This is a genomic window from Nitratireductor sp. CH_MIT9313-5, assembly GCF_037029545.1.
Classification (GTDB): domain Bacteria; phylum Pseudomonadota; class Alphaproteobacteria; order Rhizobiales; family Rhizobiaceae; genus Chelativorans.
In genome coordinates, this window is record NZ_JAYMER010000022.1 from 19,442 (window position 1) to 41,635 (window position 22,194).

The 22,194-nt window shown below is 59.3% G+C and carries 21 protein-coding genes; 12 read left to right on the forward strand and 9 right to left on the reverse strand.

Annotated features, from left to right (window positions below):
• Nucleotides 1-24: 24 nt before the first annotated feature.
• The 3 genes from WA367_RS15480 to guaA are packed head-to-tail and all read left to right on the forward strand — an operon-like array spanning nt 25 to nt 2,747.
• Entirely contained in the window at nt 25-483 is a 459-nt protein-coding gene (locus tag WA367_RS15480; protein ID WP_336057678.1) for a PaaI family thioesterase, read from the forward strand.
• A 4-nt stretch (nt 484-487) separates the two neighbouring features.
• Nucleotides 488-1,144, forward strand: coding sequence for a 5'-methylthioadenosine/S-adenosylhomocysteine nucleosidase (locus WA367_RS15485; RefSeq protein WP_336057679.1), 657 nt, complete (start codon nt 488-490; stop codon nt 1,142-1,144).
• A 40-nt stretch (nt 1,145-1,184) separates the two neighbouring features.
• On the forward strand, nt 1,185-2,747 hold the full coding sequence (gene guaA, locus WA367_RS15490) for a glutamine-hydrolyzing GMP synthase (RefSeq protein ID WP_336057680.1): 1,563 nt from the start codon (nt 1,185-1,187) through the stop codon (nt 2,745-2,747).
• Between the two features lie 159 nt (nt 2,748-2,906).
• Here the strand turns inward: guaA and WA367_RS15495 are convergent, their stop codons facing one another.
• The 6 genes from WA367_RS15495 to WA367_RS15520 all read right to left on the reverse strand — a co-directional run bounded on the left by WA367_RS15495 (nt 2,907) and on the right by WA367_RS15520 (nt 8,939).
• Nucleotides 2,907-3,956, reverse strand: a complete 1,050-nt coding sequence (locus WA367_RS15495; protein WP_336057895.1) for a Gfo/Idh/MocA family protein — start codon at nt 3,954-3,956, stop codon at nt 2,907-2,909.
• 11 nt (nt 3,957-3,967) lie between these two features.
• Nucleotides 3,968-4,750: a ThuA domain-containing protein gene (locus WA367_RS15500; protein ID WP_336057681.1), complete on the reverse strand. Its 783-nt coding sequence runs from the start codon at nt 4,748-4,750 to the stop codon at nt 3,968-3,970.
• Between the two features lie 41 nt (nt 4,751-4,791).
• Nucleotides 4,792-5,793, reverse strand: a complete 1,002-nt coding sequence (locus tag WA367_RS15505; protein WP_336057682.1) for an ABC transporter ATP-binding protein — start codon at nt 5,791-5,793, stop codon at nt 4,792-4,794.
• 6 nt (nt 5,794-5,799) lie between these two features.
• On the reverse strand, nt 5,800-6,624 hold the full coding sequence (locus WA367_RS15510) for a carbohydrate ABC transporter permease (protein ID WP_336057683.1): 825 nt from the start codon (nt 6,622-6,624) through the stop codon (nt 5,800-5,802).
• Nucleotides 6,621-7,598 (reverse strand): carbohydrate ABC transporter permease, encoded by a 978-nt coding sequence (locus WA367_RS15515; RefSeq protein ID WP_336057684.1) that lies wholly within the window; start codon nt 7,596-7,598, stop codon nt 6,621-6,623. The genes WA367_RS15510 and WA367_RS15515 overlap by 4 nt, the downstream gene beginning before the upstream one ends.
• Nucleotides 7,599-7,682: 84 nt before the next feature.
• Nucleotides 7,683-8,939: an ABC transporter substrate-binding protein gene (locus tag WA367_RS15520; RefSeq protein ID WP_336057685.1), complete on the reverse strand. Its 1,257-nt coding sequence runs from the start codon at nt 8,937-8,939 to the stop codon at nt 7,683-7,685.
• Nucleotides 8,940-9,285: 346 nt separating this feature from the next.
• Here WA367_RS15520 and WA367_RS15525 point away from each other — a divergent pair, with 346 nt between their 5' ends.
• From WA367_RS15525 to WA367_RS15535, 3 genes are all read left to right on the forward strand, one after another.
• Entirely contained in the window at nt 9,286-10,305 is a 1,020-nt protein-coding gene (locus WA367_RS15525; protein ID WP_336057686.1) for a LacI family DNA-binding transcriptional regulator, read from the forward strand.
• Nucleotides 10,306-10,471: 166 nt separating this feature from the next.
• Complete coding sequence (locus WA367_RS15530; RefSeq protein ID WP_336057687.1) at nt 10,472-11,251, forward strand: crotonase/enoyl-CoA hydratase family protein; 780 nt, start codon at nt 10,472-10,474, stop codon at nt 11,249-11,251.
• 148 nt (nt 11,252-11,399) lie between these two features.
• On the forward strand, nt 11,400-12,536 hold the full coding sequence (locus tag WA367_RS15535) for a PQQ-dependent sugar dehydrogenase (protein WP_336057688.1): 1,137 nt from the start codon (nt 11,400-11,402) through the stop codon (nt 12,534-12,536).
• A 14-nt stretch (nt 12,537-12,550) separates the two neighbouring features.
• Here WA367_RS15535 and WA367_RS15540 read toward each other — a convergent pair whose 3' ends face one another.
• Nucleotides 12,551-12,922, reverse strand: a complete 372-nt coding sequence (locus WA367_RS15540; RefSeq protein ID WP_336057689.1) for a hypothetical protein — start codon at nt 12,920-12,922, stop codon at nt 12,551-12,553.
• 72 nt (nt 12,923-12,994) lie between these two features.
• On the reverse strand, nt 12,995-13,678 hold the full coding sequence (locus WA367_RS15545) for a GntR family transcriptional regulator (RefSeq protein ID WP_336057690.1): 684 nt from the start codon (nt 13,676-13,678) through the stop codon (nt 12,995-12,997).
• Between the two features lie 259 nt (nt 13,679-13,937).
• On the opposite strand from WA367_RS15545, the gene WA367_RS15550 reads away from it, so the two are divergent.
• The 4 genes from WA367_RS15550 (at nt 13,938) to WA367_RS15565 (ending at nt 18,398) form a co-directional block, all read left to right on the forward strand.
• A complete protein-coding gene (locus WA367_RS15550; RefSeq protein ID WP_442935598.1) occupies nt 13,938-14,918 on the forward strand; it encodes a sialic acid TRAP transporter substrate-binding protein SiaP in 981 nt (326 codons plus the stop codon).
• Between the two features lie 64 nt (nt 14,919-14,982).
• A complete protein-coding gene (locus WA367_RS15555; RefSeq protein WP_336057691.1) occupies nt 14,983-15,531 on the forward strand; it encodes a TRAP transporter small permease in 549 nt (182 codons plus the stop codon).
• 9 nt (nt 15,532-15,540) lie between these two features.
• Nucleotides 15,541-16,821: a TRAP transporter large permease gene (locus tag WA367_RS15560; protein WP_336057692.1), complete on the forward strand. Its 1,281-nt coding sequence runs from the start codon at nt 15,541-15,543 to the stop codon at nt 16,819-16,821.
• A 44-nt stretch (nt 16,822-16,865) separates the two neighbouring features.
• The gene (locus tag WA367_RS15565) at nt 16,866-18,398 is read left to right on the forward strand and encodes a UxaA family hydrolase (protein ID WP_336057693.1); all 1,533 of its coding nucleotides are present in this window, start codon (nt 16,866-16,868) and stop codon (nt 18,396-18,398) included.
• Between the two features lie 85 nt (nt 18,399-18,483).
• On the opposite strand, the gene WA367_RS15570 is transcribed toward WA367_RS15565, so the two are convergent.
• Nucleotides 18,484-18,750, reverse strand: coding sequence for a YMGG-like glycine zipper-containing protein (locus tag WA367_RS15570; RefSeq protein ID WP_336057694.1), 267 nt, complete (start codon nt 18,748-18,750; stop codon nt 18,484-18,486).
• Between the two features lie 419 nt (nt 18,751-19,169).
• On the opposite strand from WA367_RS15570, the gene WA367_RS15575 reads away from it, so the two are divergent.
• Nucleotides 19,170-20,750: a BCCT family transporter gene (locus WA367_RS15575; protein WP_336057695.1), complete on the forward strand. Its 1,581-nt coding sequence runs from the start codon at nt 19,170-19,172 to the stop codon at nt 20,748-20,750.
• A gap of 171 nt (nt 20,751-20,921) precedes the next feature.
• A complete protein-coding gene (bacA, locus tag WA367_RS15580) occupies nt 20,922-22,193 on the forward strand; it encodes a bacteroid development protein BacA (protein ID WP_336057897.1) in 1,272 nt (423 codons plus the stop codon).
• Nucleotide 22,194 lies beyond the last annotated feature (1 nt).

Below are 22,194 nucleotides of genomic sequence, written 5' to 3' on the forward strand. Positions count from 1 at the left end.
ACTCGGCAAAACCGGAGGGGTTAAATGTCGGGCCAACCGATTGCGGATGCAGATTTCGAAGCACGGGTTCGCGCCAGCTTCGAGCGTCAAAAAGCGATGAAGACGCTGGGTGCGGAGCTGACGAGCGTCACGCCTGGTACCGTCGAAATCGAGATGCCCCACAACGGGGACTTTACGCAGCAACACGGCTTTCTGCATGCCGGTGCCATCTCCATGGCGTTGGATTCTGCTTGCGGTTATGCGGCCTATTCCCTCATGCCTGCCGATGCAGGTGTTCTCACCATCGAGTTCAAGGTCAATCTTCTCGCGCCGGGGCGCGGGGAACGTTTTCTTTTCCGTGGTAGCGTGACCAAGCCGGGCCGCACGATCATCGTGGCAGACGGTCAAGCCTATGCCTATGACGCCGAAGATAATGCCCGACTGATTGCGACAATGACCGGCACCATGATGACCATCGTGGGACGCCAGGGGATTGAGGGTTAGGGCGATGGATGTGCCGCTGACGCAACTTGCCGGTCACGATGTTCTGTTCGTCATGGCCGCCGAAGCGGAATATGGCCCGAAGCTGCGTGAACGCTTCAGCCCTCTGATGACGGGCGTCGGCCCGGTGGAGGCCGGAATCGTAATGGGGGCGGCGCTTGCGCAATTGAGAAGCGTTGGGCGCCTTCCGCATCTCGTCGTATCGCTGGGATCGGCGGGAAGTCGCGTTCTGGAGCAGACGGAAGTCTATCAGGCCTCCACGGTTTCCTATCGCGACATGGACGCGACAGCGCTTGGTTTCACAAAGGGGATCACACCGTTTCTTGATCTTCCTGCAACGCTCAAGCTGCCAGTCCAGCTTCCCGGAATTCCCACGGCAACGCTCTCAACGGGCGCAAATATCGTGAGCGGAACTGCATATGACGCAGTGGATGCGCAGATGGTGGATATGGAGACTTTTGCGGTTCTGCGGGCCTGTCAGCAGTTTGATGTTCCCCTGATTGCCTTGCGCGGCATCTCCGATGGTGCGGCCGAGTTGCAGCATGTCAGCGACTGGACGGAGTACCTCGACATCATCGATAGCAGGCTTGCAGATTGCGTTGATAGACTTGCAGTACATCTCAAATCCCACAAACTTCGTGAAGAATGCGATTCTGAAGCCTAAGCCCGTTGCGCTTTTGGCCATAAGTTTCTAAAGCCTCGCCATGACGACGCTCAGCCATCCAGATACAGTTCTCATCATCGACTTCGGCAGCCAGGTCACGCAGCTGATCGCGCGCCGCGTGCGTGAAGCCGGGGTCTATTCCGAAATCGCTCCCTTCCAAAATGCGGAAGAAGCCTTCCATAGGCTCAAGCCGAAGGCGGTCATCCTGTCGGGCAGCCCGGCCTCCACGGTGGATATCGGCAGCCCACGAGCGCCCCAGGCAATCTTCGATTCCGGTCTGCCCGTGCTCGGCATCTGCTATGGCGAGCAGACCATGTGCGCCCAGCTCGGCGGCAAGGTGGAAAGCAGCGACCATCGCGAATATGGCCGCGCCTTCCTCGATGTGCAGGAAGATTGCGCATTGTTTGATGGCGTCTGGGCGGCGGGCACACGTCATCAGGTATGGATGAGCCACGGCGACCGTGTCACGGCACTGCCGCCCGGCTTCAAGGTGGTGGCAACCTCGTCCGGCGCGCCATTTGCCGCGATTGCCGACGAGAGCCGCAAATATTACGCCGTGCAGTTCCATCCCGAAGTCGTGCACACGCCAGATGGCGGCAAGCTGCTTGCCAATTTCGTGCACAAGATTGCCGGTCTCAAGGGCGACTGGACCATGGCCGCCTATCGCGATCAGGCGGTGCAGGCGATCCGCGATCAGGTGGGTGACGGGAAGGTCATCTGCGCGCTGTCCGGTGGCGTTGATTCATCCGTTGCCGCACTTCTGACTCATGAAGCCGTTGGCGACCAGTTGACCTGCATCCTCGTCGATCACGGCCTGATGCGCAAAAACGAGGCGGCGGAAGTCGTCCAGATGTTCCGCGAGCACTACAATCTGCCGCTCATCCTTGTTGATGCCTCCGACAAGTTCATCGGTCAGCTTGAGGGCGAGGCGGACCCGGAAAAGAAGCGCAAGACCATTGGCCGTCTTTTCATCGAAGTGTTCGAGGAAGAAGCCAGAAAACTTGGCGGCGCGGATTTCCTCGTTCAGGGCACGCTTTATCCCGACGTGATCGAAAGCGTCTCCTTCACCGGCGGACCATCGGTCACGATCAAGTCGCACCACAATGTGGGCGGTTTGCCGGAGCGCATGAACATGAAGCTTGTCGAGCCGCTACGTGAGCTCTTCAAGGACGAAGTGCGCGTGCTCGGCAAGGAACTGGGCCTTCCCGACAGCTTTGTCGGTCGCCATCCGTTCCCGGGTCCCGGCCTCGCCATCCGCTGCCCGGGTGGTGTGACGCGCGAGAAGCTCGATATCCTGCGCGCTGCCGACGCGATCTATCTCGACGAGATCCGCAAGGCCGGCCTCTATGATGCGATCTGGCAAGCCTTCGCAGTCCTGCTGCCGGTGCAGACGGTTGGCGTCATGGGTGATGGCCGCACCTACGAATTCGTCTGCGCGCTGCGCGCCGTTACCTCGGTCGACGGAATGACCGCGGACTTCTATCATTACGACATGGAATTTCTCGGCCGCGCGGCGACCCGCATCATCAACGAGGTCAAGGGCATCAACCGCGTTGTCTATGACGTGACATCCAAGCCGCCGGGTACCATCGAGTGGGAATAGTCGGATCGCCGTGACGGCATCCGTGCGGCATCTGATCACGTCTCCGGCCCTCCATCGAAGGCTGCGCGATTTGAAACAGCTTCCGATGGCGCGTCGGACTTGCGAAGATGCTTGAATGGCAGGAGCAGCGTGCGCTGGCGCGGCTGCTCCTGCCCTTTCTCAGGCGCTTTGCGCCAGACGCTCAGGCTCCTGCGACAGGAACTTCTGAAGATGGGCAGCATGCCCGAATGACGGCTCGATCGTTCGTCCTTCCCGAATGGCCTGGACAAAGAGCTCGTAATTCGTCGGCACCGGCCCAAGCGGCACTTCGCGCCACTGATGTGTCAGAAGATTGTCTCCTGTGCAGGCGCGCAGACGCGCGATGCGCTGCCCATTGATATCCTTGCCGCCATAGGAGACTTCCAGACCACCCTTGCTGCCAAAGATGCGCAGACTCAAATCGTCGGAATAGCCGCTGGCCCAGCGGCTCGCATGAATGGTGCCCAGCGCGCCGTTTTCGAAGGTCACCGCCATGACGAAGCTGTCATTGGCGTCCAGGTTATATTCACCAATGCGGTCATTCTCCGCCTTCGCAAATGCCTTCATGCGGCAATCCGCATCCGCAATCTCGGAGCCGACGCCGAAGGATGCAAAGTCGAGAATGTGAATGCCAACATCGCCAAGCACTCCATTTGAGCCATGGCGCGTCGAAAGGCGCCAGAGCCAGCGGTCTTCGGTGCGCCAGTCGCCCCAATAGGCGCTGGAAAGCCAGCTCTGCAGATATGACGCTTCCACATGGCGCACTGCGCCAATCTCTCCGCCAAGCACCATTTCACGAGCTTTCTGGACCGCATTCACATTGCGATAGCTCAAATTGACCATGCCAATAAGGCCTGCCTTTTCGGCAGCTGCTGCCATTTCCAGTGCGTCGGCGTGGTTGGTTGCAAGCGGCTTTTCGCAGAAGACATGTTTGCCAGCTGCAAGTGCCTTCAATGTCGTCGAATGGTGCGCCTGATCGGGGGTAACATTCGCGATTGCGTCGAACTGCACCCAGGCAAGCGCTTCGCCAAGGTCGCTGAAGGCCTTGTCGATATTATGCGTCTTGCAGAAGGCGTTCAGCCGGTCTGCATGCAGGTCGATCCCCGCAACCACTTCCACGCCCTCGATACCTTGGAAGGCTCTCGCATGAGCTGCTGCCATGGAGCCGGTGCCAAGAATGGCGATGCGGATCGTATCAGCACTCATCGGGAACCCTCCTCTCCGGCGGCATGCAATCTGGGACCACGCTCCTCGATAGGCTCAAGGGCCTTCTCGACAGGAACGTTCGGTGCCTTTGTCATGTCATGATCGGTGATATTCGGGTTGAAGGCCCACTGAGTGGCGTTGGCAATTACCTTGCGGATATTGGCATCGTAATAGGTCGGATAGGTCTCGTGCCCCGGCCGAAAATAGAACACCCGACCGTTGCCGCGCTGATAGGTCATGCCGGAGCGGAAAACCTCGCCGCCCTGAAACCAGGAAATGAAGACGGTCTCCAGCGGCTCGGGCACGGCGAAGGCCTCGCCATACATCTCCTCGTTTTCAAGTTCGAAATGCGCAGGCAGCCCTCTGGCGATCGGGTGGGCGGGATTAACCGTCCAGAGACGTTCCCGCTCGCCCGCCTCCCGCCAGCTCAAGGCACATGAAGTACCCATCAGGCGCTTGAACGGCTTTGCGAAATGCGAGGAGTGTAGCGCGATGAAACCCATGCCCTGCCAGACCCGCTGCACGACGCGATCGACGATCGCATCATCGACATCGCCATGCGCGGCATGTCCCCACCAGAGCAGCACGTCCGTATTTTCCAGTGCTTCCTTGGTGAGGCCGTGCTCAGGCTCCTGAAGCGTGGCGGTGCGCGCATCAATGCCACCGCTCTCGCGCAGGCCGCGCGCGATGGTTTCATGCATGCCGTCAGGATAGATCTCCCGCACGACCCTGTTTTTCTGTTCGTGGACGTTTTCGCCCCACACGAGCGCGCGTATCATGAAATGCCTCGTTTTCAGTTTGAAGTGTAATGGCCGCTGGATCAGCGCAGGCGCAGGCCGCTTTCATCAAAGCGGTGCAGATGCGCTTCCATCGGCGAAAAGCGGATTGCGGTGTCCGGCGCGACCGGTCGGTTCCCCTGCTGGCGGATGACCACTGGTTCTTCCGCCCCTGCATCGGCATAGACATAGGTGTCGGAGCCCAGATTCTCCGAATGAATCACCCGGCCCTCCCAGCGGCCACTTTCGTCGATCTCCAGATGCTCCGAGCGGATGCCGAGCGTGTGACAGGAATATGCACCTGCCTTCTCGCCGTTGAGCAGGTTCATCTTGGGCGAGCCGATGAAGCCCGCGACGAAAGTGGAGTTGGGCTGCTCATAGAGCTCGAGCGGAGTGCCGATTTGCTCGACCTTCCCGTCGCGCAGAACGCAGATACGATCGGCGAGCGTCATTGCCTCCACCTGGTCATGCGTCACATAGACCATGGTTGTGTCGTTCATCTTCTTGTGCAGGCGGGCAATCTCGATGCGCGTGGACACCCGAAGCGCCGCATCGAGGTTCGACAGCGGTTCGTCAAACAGGAATACCCGCGGATTGCGCGTAATGGCACGGCCGATGGCCACGCGCTGTCTTTGGCCGCCGGAAAGCTGGCGCGGTAGGCGTTCCAGAAGGTGGTCGATCTGCAGCATGCGCGCAGCCTCTGTCACCCGCGCCTTGAGCTGCCCGGCATCAGCGCCTGAGAGCTTCAGGCCAAATGCCATGTTCTCGAACACGGTCATATGCGGATAGAGCGCGTAGGACTGGAAAACCATGGCGATGCCCCGCTTGGAGGGAACGAGGTCGTTGACGCGCTCACCATCAAACAGGAGATCGCCGCCCGTCGCGTCTTCCAGGCCCGAAATCAGCCGAAGAAGCGTGGACTTGCCGCAGCCCGAAGGTCCGACAAAGACCATGAATTCTCCGGGGCGTATTTCCATGTCCACGCCCTTGATGACTTCGAACGCACCGAAGGACTTGCGGATATTTTCAAGCTTGATGTGGGCCATGGTGCCTTAGCCTTTCACACTGCCGGCGGTGAGGCCGGATACGATTTTTCTCTGGAAGATCAGGACAAGCGCGACGATCGGCACTGTCACGATGACGGAAGCGGCCATGATCGTGCCCCACGGGATCTCGAACTCGCTTGCGCCTGAAAGAAGTGCGATGGCCACCGGCACCGTGCGGGTCGTCTCCGAAGCCGTGAAGGTCAGCGCGAAGAGGAACTCGTTCCAGGCGCCGATGAATGCCAGGAGCCCCGTCGTCACGATGGCCGGCCACAGAAGCGGCAGGAAGACCTGCGTGATGATGACCCATGGGCTCGCACCATCGACAATGGCCGCTTCTTCCAGCTCGACTGGAAGTTCGCGCATGAATGTGGTCAGCACCCACACTGTGAAGGGCAGGGTGAAGATCGTGTAGCTCATGATCATCGCCCAAGGTGTGTTGAAGATGCCGAGAAACCGGACCAGCTCGAAAAGACCGGAGAGCACCGCGATCTGCGGAAACATGGAAACGGCCAGGATTCCAAGCAGCACCGCGCCTCTGCCCTTGAAGCGCACCCGCGAGAGGGCGTAGGCGGCAGTTACCGCTAGAACAAGAGCGAACGCTACCGTCAGTGTCGCGATGAAGACCGAGTTCAGGATCGAACGCGGGAAATTGCGTGCGCCCAGAACGCTCCAGTAGTTGGCGAAGTCAAACGATACCGGCAGATAGTTGACCTGGAAGATGGCCGTCCCGGTCTCGAAGCTGGTGAGGACGGCATAGTAGAACGGGAAGACCGAGATCAGGACAATGACGCCGACCAGAAGATAGAACGCGATATTTGAAAGCAGTTTCATCGTCTTGCCTCCCCGCTGAGATCGAGCCGGCCAAGCTTGAGATAGGCGACGACAAAGATCGCGATGATCAGGAACAGCAAGGTTGATTGCGCCGAGCCGTAGCCGAACTTGTCGAAGTCGATGAGATTTTCCCGTGCCAGCGTGGACATGGTGCGCGTCGCGGCGGAATTTGGCGTCAGCACATAGACCAGGTCGAACATGCGTAGCGCATCAAGCGTGCGGAAGATGACCGCAACCAGAATGGCCGGCCGGATCAGGGGCAGTGTCACCCGAAAGAAAACCTTGATCGGATTGATGCCATCAATACGCGTGGCTTCGTAAACCTCGCGGGGCACGGTCTGCAGGGCGGCAAGCGTGAGGAGGGCCACGAAGGGTGTGGTTTTCCAGACATCCACCATGATGACGGCTGCCATTGCAGTGTCCGGATTCGCCGTCCAGGCGATCTTTTGCGAGATCAGGCCAAGTGACAGCGCCATGTCGTTAATGATGCCGAACTGGTCGTTTAGCATCCAGCCCCACATCTTTGCCGACACGATTGTAGGAATGGCCCAGGGAATGAGAACGGCTGCGCGGACCAGCGCGCGGCCCCGGAATTCCGCATTCAGAACCAGTGCGACCACGACACCGAACACTGTCTCGAGCGAGACCGAGATGACGGTGAAGCAGACCGTGTTCCAGACTGCGTTCCACCATTGCGGGTCCGCCAGGACGCCGCGATAGATGACGCGACCGGAGGACAAGGTGCGCCAGTTGAGATAGTTGCCCAGCCCAACCCACTCGCCACCATCGAGGTTGGATAGCGTCGTGTTGGTGAACGAGAAATAGATGGTACGCATGAGCGGCCAGGCGGCCACCACGAGGAGTGCGACGATCATCGGAAGCAGGAAGCGCATGGCGGCGCGTTGCCTCTGCCTGCGAAGTTCCGAGATGCCACGTTCCGGCGCTGCCATCAGGCTTTCAGCCGCAATAGCCATGAAGTCCTCCCTGGTCGGGTTGTTCAGCCCATCAAACCCGCACCGCCCGGCCGAAGCCGAAGCGGTGCGGTACCCCTGGGAGGGTTACCAGCCCGAACCCTTCATCTCTTCGAGATCGAGTTCGAGGATTTCTAGATTTTCCTCGGCCGTGGCCTTGCCGGACAGCGTGTTGTGCACAGCGTTCCAGAACTTGGACGAAACTTCGTTGTAGGCCGACTTGGTTGGAGCCGACGGGCGTGGCACCGCCTGCATGAAGACTTCCTTCCACTGCGGGATGATCGGCTGCTGCTCGGCGATTTCAGCGTCGTCATAGAGCGCCTCCAGCGTCGGAAGATTTGAGGCAAGCAGAGCGCGGCGCTTCTGCGCCTCGGGTCCTGCGAGATAGGTCGCAAGCGAGATCGCGGCTTCCTGACGCTCGCTGTATTTGGAAACAGCCACGTTCCAACCGCCGAGTGTGGCAGCCGATGATCCGCCTTTTTCGCCGCTTGGAAGTGGAGCCACAGAGAACTTGCCAGCAACTTCGCTGTCTTCGCCATTGCCCAGGTGATAGGCATAGGGCCAGTTGCGCATGAAGACGGCCTTGCCTGTCTGCCAGACGCCGCGTGCTTCTTCTTCCTTGTAGGCAAGAACACCTTCGGGCGAGATGTTGCCGGGCCAGGTGGCCGCGAGGTTCAATGCTGCTGCAGCCTTCTCATTGTTGACCGAAATGCTGCCATCCGGTTCCACGATCTGCCCGCCACCATAGGATTTGATGAGTTCCAAGGCGTTGCAGGTCAGGCCTTCATAGGCATTGGCCTGCCAGACATAGCCCCAGAGCTCCTTGTTGCCTTCGGCACGTTCGGCGTCCTGAATGCGCTTGGCGGTCTCCGTCAGCTCTTCCCAGGTCTCGGGAACGTCTTCGCCATGCTTCTCCAACAGGTCCTTGCGGTAGAAGAGGGCAGGCGCATCGGTAAAGAGCGGCAGCGCGACGAGTTTGCCGTCAACAGTCTGCGATTCGATGATCGAGGGGAAATTCTGTTCGGCGATATCGGTTGCAACCTCGCTGAGATCCACGAAGTGGTCTGCGAGCTGGGGCGCCCAGATGACGTCGGTCTGATAAAGGTCGATATCCTTGTTGCCAGCAGCCAGCCACAGCCGGTACTGGCCGAACTGATCGGTGGTCGAGGACGGCATGGGCACGAGAACTGCCTTGTTGCCTGTCTCTTCTTCCCAAGGCTTCACCAGTTCCTGGAAAACCCGAACGCCATCACCCGTGATACCGGAAGCATAGGTCACTTCCACGGCGAGTGCGGTCGAGCACATGAGAGCATTTACGACTGCTGCTGCAAGTATCTTCTTCATGGGTACTCCTCCCGTTTTCCGCGACCTCCTCCAGTCGCGTTTCTCCCGAAAAGCGCCTCGCCACATGAACTATCCGAAGCGCTTCGGATAAAACGATTAGATTGTTTGCGTCGCTGCTGTCAAGCCTATGTCAGGAGATCCTGCCGTCTGACTATCTCCGGAATTGGCGGTTAAACAGCCTATAAAGATAGAAAAACAACGAAAAATCGGAACCTTACGATGGCGCAGCCTGACTTTGCTGCTATTGTGGATGATGCGCGAATATGCTCAATAATGCTGCGGCAAAGGAGGGGTAGTTGAACGATAATCGAATGCGCTTCGGGTGCTCTCCGGCATGAGCAGTCCCATGAATATGAAACGTCTGGCGACCATGCTGGGCCTGTCACAGACGACTGTCAGTCGTGCCTTGAACGGCCATGACGACGTGTCCGTGGCCACGCGCCAACGTGTTGAAGAGGCTGCGCGCAAGCTTGGCTACCGCCCCAATGCGAGTGCGCGGCGGCTTGCGACGGGCCGGGCAGGCGTGATCGGTCTGACCTTCGCGGCTTCCAGCGACTGCCTGATGAACCCTCACTTCTCGGAGTTCCTTGCAGGCTTGGGCGCACGGATGCTGGAAGCGGACATGGATCTCATGCTGGCACCGGTCGAGCGGGGCGAGGAGATGAAGGCCTATCGCCGGTTGATCGCCAGCCGCACCGTTGATGCTCTGGTGGTCTCGCTACCCAAGGAGGATGACGAACGCATTGATGCGCTGAACGCTTTGGCCATGCCATATATCGTTCATGGCCGCACCTTGAGCGCCGACAGGCACGCCTGGCTGGATATCGACAATATGGGTGTGTTCCAGCGTGCGACCCGCCATCTGCTTGATCTGGGGCATCGACGCATTGGCCTTGCAAACGGGTTGCGGGGCTTCAGCTATGCCGAGCAGCGTGAGAAAGGCTTTCGCACGGCTCTCGAGGAGCGCGGGGTGCAGATAGACGAAAACCTCGTGACCAATGGCGAGCATACGGATGTATCGGGGCGCGAGATTGCCACGCATTTCCTCAATGCCGACCAGCCGCCCACGGCAATCGTCGCAAGCTCGATGACCATGGCCATGGGCATTTTGCGCGTCGCCCGTTCCAAGGGGCTGGTCATCGGGCGGGACCTCTCGCTTATCGCCCATGACGATGTGGTCAGCTACCTCAATCCCCACTCGATGCTGCCAAGCCTGACTGTCACGCGCTCCTCCATTCGTGAGGCAGGCCACAGGATCGGCGAACTGGTTCTCGAACTGATCGAAGGTCGGGATCCGACAACCGTCCGGGAAGTGATGCCGGCAGAGCTCATCCTGGGTGATTCCACCGGTCCTGTTCCCCGTTGATGCGGTTGTTTCCGAGCCCGTGCATTCGCGCAAATCGGGGTTCCGCAACCTGTCCCCGCAAATGATTGTGCAACATCTTCCCTATCGCGCCCAAGCCGATAGGTTGGCGCCAATATGATTGTCCACCTGCGCGCGTGATCCGATGCGGCAGGAGAGGGGAGCGGATATGGAATTGAAATATCTGAAAGTGGAGATGGACGGGCCGGTCGCGGTAGTGACCCTCTCACGTCCCGAGCGGCGCAATGCCATCAGCGAGGAAGTGGCGGTAGAGATCGGGCGCTTTTTCTCCGAGCCGCCCGAGGAGGCAAAAACCATCGTGTTGCGTGGTGCAGGCGATCATTTCTGTGCCGGGCTTGATCTGGAAGAGCACGCCCGACTGCGCCGCACCCCCGCGCAATTCATGCGGATGTGTCAGAAGTGGCACTGGGCCTTTGATCAGATCCAATATGGCGGAACGCCCGTCATTGCTGCCATGCAGGGAGCCGTGGTCGGTGGCGGGCTTGAACTTGCTGCCGCCTGTCATTCCCGTGTGGCCGAACCAAACACCTTCTTTGCGCTGCCGGAAGGGCAGCGTGCGATTTTTACCGGGGGCGGTGCCACGGTCCGCGTCGGCCGTATCATCGGTCCCGACCGCATGGTGGATATGATGCTTGCCGCGCGCACCTTCGATGCAAAGCGTGGCTATGAGCTCGGCCTGTGTCATGAGATCGCTGACGAGGGCAAGAGTTTCGACCGCGCGATGGAAATCGCGCAAGGAGCGGCGAAGCACGCGCCCCTGTCAAACTATGCTATCGTCACCGCCATCGGCAGGATCAACGATATGTCCACGACCGATGGACTTTTTGCCGAAAGCCTGATGGCGGGTATCGTGCAAAGCGGGCCGGAGGTGGCGGAAGGGCTCGACAACTTCCTCAAGCGCAAGGCGAAACGGCTGGAGCCGAAATAGGCGACGGGAGTGGTACTTGTTCCAGTCGCTCGCACTTGCCGCTTCTGCGCACGGATGGGAACATGAGGCCTTCGGGGTCGGTTAAGGGTCAGGCGGGAGCGGCTTGGCCGCTTTCGACCATGCTTTCCCCAAGGCACAGGAGCCGCTCATGCTTCCCAGGATCGCGCGCTTGATTGCAACTACAACCGCCCTTGCGGCGATGGCCGGGCTTTCCTTCGCTCAGTCGCTTCCCCGGCAGGTGGAAACCGAGAATTACACGCTTTCCATTGAGACGGTTGCCGACGGCTTGTCCTCACCATGGGGCGCGACCTTTCTGCCCGATGGCGCAATGCTGATTACCGAGCGAACGGGCACGCTTCAGCGCGTCGATATGACGAGTGGAGAAATGTCCGTTATCGAAGGTACCCCGGAGGTCTTTGCACGCGGGCAGGGTGGGCTGCTCGATGTCGAGCTGCATCCGAACTTCACCGAAAACCGCCTTGTCTATCTCACCTTCGCCCAACCACGTGACGAAGGTGCGGCAACGGCTGCTGGGCGCGGGCGGCTGAGTGACGATGGAAGCCGGCTTGAGGACTTCGAAGTCATCTTTCAGCAGCAGCCCGCTGTCTCCGGCAGCAATCATTTCGGCTCGCGGCTGGCCTTTTCGCCTGACGGAAAACTCTTCATCACTCTTGCCGACCGTTTTAACCACATGAATGAGGCGCAGAATCCGCGCAACCATCTGGGCGTGGTGGTCCGGTTGAATGACGACGGCTCGGTGCCTGAGGACAATCCATTTGCAAGCGGCGGCGAAGGCGCACCTGAAGTCTGGTCCTATGGCCACCGAAACGTGCAGGGCGCGGCCATCCATCCCGAGACGGGTGCTTTGTGGATCTCGGAATTCGGCCCTCGGGGCGGTGATGAAGTTAATATCCCTGAAGCCGGAGGCAATTACGGATGGCCGCTGGTCAGCGCCGGCAATCATTATTCAGGGCGCTCGATACCCGACCCGTCGACCAAGCCGGAGCTGAAATCTGCCGTCCAGAGCTGGAACCCGGCGATTTCGCCATCAGGCATAGCCTTCGTGCCGGAAGGGCCGCTTGGCGAATGGAAGGGTGACTTGTTGTTGGCCGGGCTGTCGTCGCAGGCCATCACCCGTCTTGATCTTCAGGGGCAAGAGGTTTTGGGTGACGAGCGCATCGAAATGGCCGCGCGCATCCGCGATGTTATTTTTGATGAGAAGGGAACGCTCTATGCACTGACCGACGGGGAGGGCGGTGCCCTGATCCGCCTCATGCCCCGCTAGGTTGTTGTCGCGGCTCAGCCCTCCTTGATGAGTGCTTCCCGCTCCACATTCAGTTTCACACAGTCGCCGGCAACCGAAGCTACCTGCTCGGCGAGAACATAGCGGTCGGCTGCGAAGAGGCCGTCAGCATCCAGTCTGATAAAGCCTTCGCGTAGCATTCGCTCATGCAGCACTTGCGGGATCTCGTCGGTGCGAAAGGCGTCGAGTATGAGATCAACGAAGCTGGACTTGCGCTCATTGCCAATCGGATCAGCTGTCACGGTTTCAGTCTGCGCCGTGTCGGGGTTCTCGTCGGAAAGATGAACCCACTCCACAGTCCCGATCTCATGGCCGTGCACGTCTTCAACACGCATGCCCTTATGGATGTCGTTCAGCATGTCGCTCATGTCGTTTCTCCTCTGTCTTAAGGAGAAACGGCGCCAGACCATCCTCAGTTCCGGAACCGATCCGGAGCGCGCTCAGACTTCATTGTGATCGGCAAAAACCGTGGGGTTCTGCTGATGGAACCGCTGCAGCTCCTCAAGAACCGCATCGATATGCGCCACCATGGCAGCGCGCGCCCGTGGCCCGTCGCGGGCCTCCAGCGCCTCCAGAATTTGCACATGTTCGTGATAGGTAACTGCATGGCGTCGAGGGGAGGAGAGCAGCCTGCGCACGCGATCCAGTGAAAGGCGAAGGCTTTCGATCGACTGACGCAACCGGGGATAGTCCAATATGCTGACCATCAGGTCGTGAAAGACTATGTCCAGATCGTGGAAGCCGACACGGTCTTCAGCTTCCACGGCGGCTTGCTGATAGCGCATGTTGCGCTTCAGTTCCGCAAGCAGATTTTGGTCTGCGCGTTCGGCAACCGCCTCAGCAATCTCCGCCTCCAGCGCGCGTCGCATGAACAGATTTTCCTGCACATCCTTCAGCCGCACGAGCGAAACGCTCGAACCGGATTGGGGGCGAATATCGACCAGCCCCTCCAGTTTCAGACGATTGAGCGCTTCTGCAACCGGGAAGCGAGACACGCCGAAACGTGCGGTCAGTTCCGCCTTGTCGAGCACCTGGCCCGGGCGCAACTCAAGCGTCACGATCGCCTGCCGCAGTTCCTCGGTGATGCGCTCTGTAGCGCCCCCTCGCTTGGGTGCCGTGGTCATGTCACTTCTCAAAAACTGTGTATTGCCGCTTGATCTCATACTAACATGTTAGTACGGTTTCTTCCGCTAGGGGAAGCCCTGTTCATCAACAGTCATTATCCGTGAGGAGGTCACGGCGATGATCGGGAGAGGGGTGAACCTGGAACAAGAATGGCTGCGCATGCCCTGCCAGAGGCGGACCGGATATGTGCAGCAAATCGGGAAGGTAAGGTGTGGCTGGCAGCCGCGCATGCCTTGATCACATCGGGAGGAAGTACACGTGAAATCATCCCTGCTTTACGCATTTGGTGCGGCTGCGCTCGCAAGCGCCTCGCTTCTGGCAATGCCGGCACAGGCCGAGACGGTTCTGAAATGGGCACATGTCTATGAGTCCAGCGAGCCCTATCACACCTGCGCAGTCGCAGCGTCCGACAAGCTGAAGGAAGCAACCGAAGGGCGCTATTCCATCGAGGTTTTCCCGGCATCATCGCTCGGCAAGGAAGTCGACATCAATGAAGGCCTGGGCCTTGGCACCGTCGACATCATCTACACCGGCCAGCTCTTCGCCGGCCGCGCCTATGGTCCCATCGCCATCGGTGGCGCGCCCTACATGTTCCGCGACTATGATCACTGGGACAAGTTCCGCAACTCCGACCTCTTCGCAGAACTCGCAGCAGGCTACGAGGAAGCGACCGGCAACCACATCACCTCGCTGACCTATTATGGCGAGCGTCATGCCACATCCAACAAGCCGCTCAACGGTCCCGAGGACATGAACGGCCTGAAGATCCGCGTGCCGAATGCACCGCTCTACATGATGTTCCCGAAGGCTGTGGGCGCCAACCCGACCCCGATCGCCTTTGCGGAAGTCTATCTGGCTCTCCAGCAGGGCACCGTGGACGCTCAGGAGAACCCGCTTCCGACCATCCAGGCCAAGAAGTTCTACGAAGTACAGTCGAACATCAACCTGACCGGCCACATCACAGATGCACTTTTGACCATCGTTGGTGGCCCGGCATGGGGCAGCATGGACGAAGCTGACCAGCAGGCGCTTGAAGGTGTGCTCGACGAGACGGCAGAATGCGCCACGAACGAGATCATCAAAGCCGAGAAAGAACTCGTCCAGTGGTTCCGTGATCAGGGCGTGACGGTAAATGAAGTCGACCGCACGCCGTTCCGTGAAGCCACGATGAAGCTTCACATGGGTGAGGACGCAACCTGGGATCAGGAGACCTATGACCGCCTCCAGGCGATCGAATAGGCCTTAGCTCCACAACAGCCGCGTGCCGAAGATTTGGCACGCGGCGCCCAATGGAATGACTTCAATGGACAAAAATTCTGCTGCACCGGGTGAGGATGTCTTGCCCGAGGAAGACCTGTCTGACGTGAAATATGACGACAGCGTGGTGTTCATCCTGTTCTGGAGCCTGGCTTTCGTGGTCTTTCTCCAGTTTTTCACGCGCTACGTGCTGAACAACTCGCTCGGTTGGACCGAGGAGATTGCTCGATTTCTTCTGATCGGCGTTACCTTTTTCGGTGCGGTCATGGCAGTCCGCAAGGAAAGCCATATTGCTGTTGAACTCGCTTACCGCTACCTGCCACGCCGCATGCGCCAGGCGCTGCAGATGATGGTCGACGCGGTTTCGCTGATCTTCTACGCCGTTACCGCGTGGCTGTGCACGGAGATGGCCGGCAAGACACAGCAGAAGATGGTCTCCATCGATCTGCCGAAATCCGTTGTCTACTGGATCGTCGCCTTCTGCTTCCTTGGCATGGCGCTTTATCAGGCGCGCGTCATGTGGCGTCACATGCGCACCGGAACGAGCCGGCTGATCGATCCCGAGAACTACGCCGTCTCCACCGCGAACCTATAGAGACAACCCATGCTGCTTACCCTGCTTTTTGTCCTGCTGTTCGCGATGATCGTGCTCGGCGTACCCGTCGGCATCGCGCTCGCCGCGTCTTCGGCCGTCTTCATCTTTCTTGACGGACGCATTCCTGACGTTGTCGTCATTCACCGTATGGTCAACGGCGTGGATTCCTTCCCGCTTCTGGCCGTGCCCTTCTTCATTCTCGCCGGCAATCTCATGAACACCGCTGGCATCACCGAACGCATCTTCGACTTTGCCAAGGCGCTGGTTGGCTGGATGCGTGGTGGCCTTGGTCATGTGAATATCGGCGCATCCGTGATCTTCGCAGGCATGTCGGGTGCTGCCGTTGCCGATGCCGGTGGTCTTGGCGCCATCGAGATCAAGGCCATGCGCGATGCCAAATATGAACCTGGCTTCGCCGTGGGCATAACGGCTGCTTCCTCGACCATCGGGCCCATTATTCCGCCCTCGCTGCCAATGGTGATCTACGGCGTGGTTGCAGGTGCATCCATCGGTCAGCTATTCGCTGCCGGCCTCGTACCGGGCCTGCTGATGGCAGTCGCGCTCATGGTGATGGTGGCGTGGTACGCACGCAAGCGCAATTATCCGCGTGATCAGGCATTCCGCATCAGCATACTCTACTACACCTTCAAGCGCGCCTTCCTGTCGCTTCTCACGCCGATCATAATCGTGGGCGGTATTCTGACAGGTGCGTTCACACCGACCGAAGCTGCGATCGCCGCCTGTGCATGGGCGATGTTCCTGGGCCTTTTCGTCTACCGTTCACTGCCCTGGAAACGTTTCCTGCGGGTTTCCATGGACACGATCGAGACTACGGCAGTGGTGCTCTTCATCGTGGCCGCTGCGTCGATCTTCGCCTGGATCCTGACGTCCAACCGCGTGCCGGAGCATTTCGCATCGCTGATCCTGACTGTGTCGGAGAACCCGATCATCGTGCTCCTGCTCATCAACCTGATCCTTCTGGTTGTCGGTTGCTTCATGGAAACGGTGGCTGCAATTACCATCCTGGTGCCGGTGCTCTTGCCGATCGCGATGCAGATGGGCGTCGATCCGGTGCATTTTGGTGTGATCCTCGTGCTCAATCTGATGATCGGCCTTCTCACACCGCCTGTCGGCATGGTGCTCTACGTGCTGTCCCGTGTGTCGAAAGTGCCTTTCGAACGCTGCATGTCGGCCACATTGCCATTCCTGGTGCCGCTGTTCCTTGTGCTTCTTGCGGTGACCTTCGTTCCGGCCGTCACCATGTGGCTTCCGACCCTTATCTATCGTTGACCAACCAGTGCGGGGGATCTCTTCCCCCGCCGGAGAATTGAGAAATGACCGAACAGACAGACCGTCCGCCTTTCCTGCGGCTCTCGCAGGAAGACAATGTAGCTGTGGCCAGCCGCAAGCTTGATGCGGGCACGGTGATTTCCGAAGGCGTGAGCACCAATGCGCGCATTCCCTTCGGGCACAAATTTGCAGTCCAGCCGATCGGTGACGGCGAGGCGGTGCGCAAGTTCGGTCAGATCATCGGTTTCGCCAAGGGAGCCATCGCTCCCGGTGAGTGGGTGCATGAGCACAATCTGGCCATGGGCGATTTCGAGCGCGATTACCGCTTCAGCGAAGATGTGCGCCCGATCAACATTCTGCCCGAAGAGGAGCAGGCCACCTTCATGGGCTACCGCCGTGCCAACGGAAAGGTTGGAACGCGCAACTATATCGGCATTCTGACCAGCGTGAACTGCTCCGCCTCCGTCGCGCGCTTCATTGCGCAGGCTGCCAACAATTCCGGCATGCTGGACGACTATCCCGGCATCGACGGGGTCGTCGCCTTCACGCACGGTACGGGCTGCGGTCTTGCAGATCAGGGCGAAGGTTTCGACATGCTGCGGCGTACGCAGTGGGGCTATGCAGGCCATCCCAATCTCGGCGGTGTGCTGCTTGTCGGCCTTGGCTGCGAAGTCTTCCAGATCGGTCGCATGAAGGAGACCTACGGGATCGAGGAAAACGATCTCTTCCGCACCATGACCATCCAGGACACCGGCGGCACGGCGAAGACCATCGAGCAGGGGCTGGACTATATTCGCCAGATGCTGCCGGCAGTCGGGGCGCTGAAACGTGAGGAGCTTCCGGCATCTCACATCACGCTTGCGCTGCAATGTGGCGGTTCGGACGGATATTCCGGCATCACCGCAAATCCGGCGCTGGGTATTGCCGCGGATATTCTCGTGCGAAACGGCGGAACTGCGGTCCTGTCCGAAACGCCCGAAATCTACGGTGCCGAACACCTTCTCACCCGCCGCGCGGTGACTCCGGCAGTGGGCGAAAAGCTTATCGAGCGCATCCGCTGGTGGGAAGATTACACGGCGCGCAATCGCAACGAGATGAACAACAACCCGTCCCCCGGCAACAAGCTCGGTGGCCTGACGACCATTCTGGAAAAATCACTCGGTGCAGCGGCCAAGGGCGGATCGACACCGCTCAATGCAGTGTACGAATATGCCGAACAGGTGACGGAAAAGGGCTTCGTCTTCATGGATACGCCCGGCTACGACCCCGTTTCCATTACCGGTCAGGTCGCGGGCGGCTGCAATGTGGTCTGCTTCACCACCGGCCGTGGTTCGGCCTATGGCAACAAGCCGTCGCCCTCCATCAAGCTTGCGACCAACAGTGCCATGTATGAACGCATGAGCGGTGACATGGACATCAATTGCGGCGACATTCTCGACGGTGTTTCGCTGGAGGAGAAAGGGCAGCAGATATTCGAGGAAGTTCTGGCCGTGGCCTCTGGCAAGCGCACGTGTTCTGAGAAGCTTGGCTATGGCGATGCCGAGTTTGTGCCTTGGCAGATCGGCGCGACCATGTAGCCACTTCTCGCAGCCAGCCAACAAAAAAGCCGGAGCGGTGACGCTCCGGCTTTTTCCATTCATGCCAGTTCAAACTGGCAGAAACTTAGTATCCGCGTGGGCAGGCAGCCGTGTAACGGCGGCCATATTCGTCGCGGTAGATGCACTGGTTGGAACCTTCCTGGCTGCGACCGATCAGGGCGCCAGCGATGGTGCCGACAGCACCGCCAACAATTGCGCCTTCAACCTTGTCGCCAGCCACGAGCGAACCAATGGCCGCACCGCTTGCGCCGCCGATGGCAGCACCCTGCTGGGTCGGCGTGCACGCCCCAAGAGCCAGGGCAAAGGGTACCAGAAGCAATAACTTTTTCATGTGTCTCTCCAAACAAGGCGTTGCAAGCGGGACAATTCGCCACGGGTTCAAAAGTTCCAGAAGCCGCTCAAGACTAGCTTTCGATACCCCTACACGTCCAGTCGAGCAGGGTCGCCCTCCCGAATTCCGCAGCTTGGCAAACTCTGCCGCCCTCCAGATCAGCGGTAATGATGCCGCTGAAGAATTTGCTTGAACGGGAAAAATGGCAGAAATTTTCCTGAAAAATGTTCAAAAAGCGTCATGCCGCACTAATTCAGGGGTTTAATTCCTATCGCTTTTGCGACAGGAAGGGCGCTCAATTTGCAGGATGTTCTCCCGATCAGGGGCTTCAGCCGCAGTTTGGCGGCGATATCCTACAACCGGCATGTCGCATTTCCGTGAGTTTCCGCGCGCCGGGTGAAAAATAAATGGAGTATTTGATGTCTAGTGAATCCGTGCAGGAGGATCATGGACTTGAGCCGGGGCAGGATAATGTCCGCGTCCTCGGTCTTGATGTTCATAATCCGGTCTTTCCCATCTCGGCGATTCTTATCGTCGCTTTCGTGATCCTGACGCTGATCTTCCGCGAGGCTGCAGGCCCCGCACTAGGCGATCTGCGCGTCTGGCTGACCTCGACCTTTGACTGGGTCTTCATGGCCTCTGCCAACCTGTTCGTGATCTTCTGCCTGGTCATCGCGGTTTCTCCGCTCGGCAAGGTTCGGCTGGGTGGCAAGGATGCGGTTGCAGAATTCTCCTATGCCGGCTGGTTCGCGATGCTGTTCGCAGCAGGCATGGGCATTGGTCTCATGTTCTTCGGCGTCCTTGAGCCGATGTATCACTTCAACAACCCGCCGCTGGGCGTTGCACAGCCCGTAGTTGACGGCGCGGTTGTCGAAGGCGCGGTTTCCGAAGCACGCGAAATGGGCATGGCCGCAACGATCTTCCATTGGGGTCTGCACCCCTGGGCGATCTACGCACTTGTTGCGCTTTCGCTCTCGCTGGCAGCCTACAACAAGGGCCTGCCGCTTTCGGTCCGCTCCGCCTTCTACCCGATCTTCGGTGAGCGTGTCCGCGGATGGATCGGCCATGTCATCGACATCATGGCTGTTTTCGCGACGCTTTTCGGCCTGGCCACCTCGCTCGGCTTCGGTGCATCGCAGGCACTTGCCGGCCTTAACGAGCTTTACGGCGTACCGAACACCGACACGATGAAGGTGCTGCTCATTCTTGGCATTACCGGTATCGCCCTGGTCTCGGTGGTCGCTGGTCTGGATGCAGGCGTCAAACGCCTGTCGGAGATCAACATGGTTCTCGCCGTGCTGCTTCTCCTCTTCGTCATCGTGCTGGGGCCGACAATGGCCATCCTCTCCGGCTTTTTCACGAATACCTGGGATTATGTCCGTCATCTGCCCGAGCTGTCCAACTGGATCGGCCGCGAAGACGAAGGCTTCCTGCATGGCTGGACCACCTTCTACTGGGCCTGGTGGATCTCCTGGTCGCCATTTGTCGGCATGTTCATTGCCCGCGTTTCCAAGGGGCGCACGGTCCGCGAATTCATCACCTGCGTGCTGATCATTCCAACGCTCGTCTCCATCCTCTGGATGACGACCTTTGGTGGAACGGCCATGGATCAGTTCCTCGCTCAGGGGTATGAAGGCGTTCAGCAGACGGTTGTGGACTATGTGCCGGAACTCTCGCTCTTCGCGATGCTGGCCGAACTGCCGCTTGCCTCCATCACGTCGCTGATTGGCATCGTGCTCGTGATCGTCTTCTTCGTGACCTCGTCGGACTCCGGCTCGCTTGTCATCGACACGATCACGGCTGGCGGCAAGATCGACGCTCCGGTCGCGCAGCGTGTCTTCTGGGCGATCTTCGAAGGTCTCGTTGCCATCGTCCTGCTGCTCGGCGGCGGGCTGGCAGCCCTGCAGGCCGGCGCAATCGCAACCGGCTTCCCCTTCGCGCTCCTGCTCGTCCTCATGGTCTACGCCGCCTGGAAGGCGCTGATCACCGAGGAGCGCTAGAAGCCAGGCAAGGCTGAACTGATCAAGATGGGCCCTGCCGGCAACGGCGGGGCCCAATTTTTTGCACGGGCACGTGCCTAACCTTTCGAAATGTTCAGTTGTTGTGAACGCTGGAATATGCGACCCGAAAGGGACGTGCAGCATCAACAGGTCACGAGCGACAAGAACCCGATGTTCAGATCCTTCTTTCCTTCGCCCCGCTTCTTCTTTCCCTCGGCCGTTATCTGGAGCCTTCTGGCGGTCTTCGGCTGGTATGCCGGGGGAATGAACTACGGCGAGTATCTGGGCCTGCCGGTTGAAGCGCCGGGCGCAGAACCTGTCATCGGCGTCGGCGTTTTCGTGACGCCGCCATTCCTCTGGTTTTACGTTTACTACACCGTTGCCGTTCTGCTCTTCGCGGCCTTCTGGTTCGTGGTCAGTCCCCATCGCTGGCAAATGTGGTCGGTGTTGGGCTCCGCACTCATCATATTCACCACCTATTTCTCGGTGCAGGTCAGCGTGGCGGTGAATGCCTGGTACGGGCCGTTCTACGACCTGATCCAGCAGGCGCTTGCGGGGACTGCGCCGGTAACCGTGGGAGAACTTTATGCCGGGATGGTCTCCTTCGCTGGCATCGCCTTTGTCGGTGTCACGGTCGGCGTGCTCAGCCTGTTCTTCATCAGCCACTGGATCTTCCGCTGGCGCACGGCGATGAACGAATACTACATGCACTACTGGCCGACGCTGAGGCACATTGAGGGTGCCGCACAGCGTGTGCAGGAAGACACGATGCGCTTTTCCACCATCATGGAAAGCCTGGGCGTAAACCTGGTGCGCGCATTGATGACCCTCATCGCCTTCCTGCCGGTGCTCGTGACACTCTCGGAAAATGTCAGCGAATTGCCGATCATCGGTGAAGTGCCTTATGCGCTGGTCATAGCGGCCATCGTCTGGTCGCTCTTCGGCACGGCATTCCTGGCGCTGGTCGGCATCAAACTGCCGGGTCTGGAATTCAAGAATCAGCGCGTGGAAGCGGCCTACCGCAAGGAGCTGGTCTATGGCGAGGACAATCCCGACCGTGCCCAGCCGCAGACGGTCCGCGAGTTGTTCGACGATGTGCGGCGGAACTATTTCCGCCTCTATTTCCACTACATGTATTTCAACGTCGCGCGCATCTTCTACCTGCAGGCGGACAACATTTTCGGCCTCTTCGTGCTCGCCCCGTCCATCGCCGCTGGCCGCCTGACGCTCGGCGTGATGACGCAGATCCTGAACGTGTTCGAACAGGTGCGCTCATCCTTCCAGTATCTCGTCAATTCCTGGACGACGATCGTGGAGCTTCTGTCCATCTACAAGCGTCTGAAGACCTTCGAGGCGATCATCTCCGGCGAGCCGATGCCCGAAATCGACCGCGACTTCCACAGCCGCAGGCCGGACGGCCAGCCGGTTCGTCAGGAAGGATAGG